General features: G+C 59.3%; 1 protein-coding gene. It reads left to right on the top strand.

Annotation, left to right across the window (positions count from 1 at the left end; genetic code table 11):
* Positions 1 to 771, top strand: a 771-nt coding sequence (istB, locus tag JMF90_RS38955) for an IS21-like element helper ATPase IstB (RefSeq protein WP_201326531.1), incomplete at its 5' end; no start/stop codon positions are given.
* Between the last annotated feature and the right edge of the window lie 38 nt (positions 772 to 809).

Here is an 809-nt window from a genome sequence, read left to right as displayed (position 1 = left end):
AAGGGTCTTAAACTGCACGGCATGGCGAGCACATGGCCGGAGCTGCTCGCGCAGTCGCGTCACACTGACTTCGAGCCGGAGCGCTTCATGAAGCAGCTGTTGATGGCTGAAACCGCCGAACGGCAGGTGCGCTCGATCGCCTATCAAATGACCGCTGCGCGCTTCCCGGCACACCGCGACCTGAAGGGCTTCGACTTCGCGCAGGCACACGTCGACGAAGCGCTGGTGCGCGAACTGAGCGAGCTGTCGTTCCTCGCAAGCGCGCACAACGTCGTGTTCATCGGTGGTCCGGGCACTGGCAAGACGCACCTCGCCTCAGCGATCGGAATCGAAGCCGTACAGCGCCACGGCAAGCGTGTGCGCTACTTCTCGACCGTCGAGCTGACCAACGCCCTGGAGCAGGAGAAGTCCATCGGCAAACAAGGCCAGATTGCCCACAAGCTGATGTACGTCGATCTGGTGATCCTCGACGAACTGGGCTATCTGCCGTTCAGCCAGACCGGCGGTGCATTGCTGTTCCATCTGCTCTCAAAGCTATACGAGCACACGAGCGTCGCGATCACGACCAATCTCAGCTTCGGCGAGTGGGCGAGCGTGTTCGGCGATGCAAAGATGACGACAGCGCTGCTGGACCGCGTCACCCATCACTGCCACATCGTCGAAACGGGCAATGAATCGTGGCGCTTCAGGACCAGTTCTGCCAAGGCAAAGACAACAAGAAAAAGAGCGGAAAAACCAGCGGGTAACGAAGAGTTATCCACACCGGAATAGATGTACTACGCTGTCTCGGGGTGGGTCAGATTTAGATG

Origin of the sequence: Burkholderia sp. E168m23 (assembly GCF_016586125.1) — a bacterium.
Taxonomy (GTDB): domain Bacteria; phylum Pseudomonadota; class Gammaproteobacteria; order Burkholderiales; family Burkholderiaceae; genus Burkholderia; species Burkholderia orbicola.
This window is presented reverse-complemented; position numbering and strand designations above follow the sequence as displayed.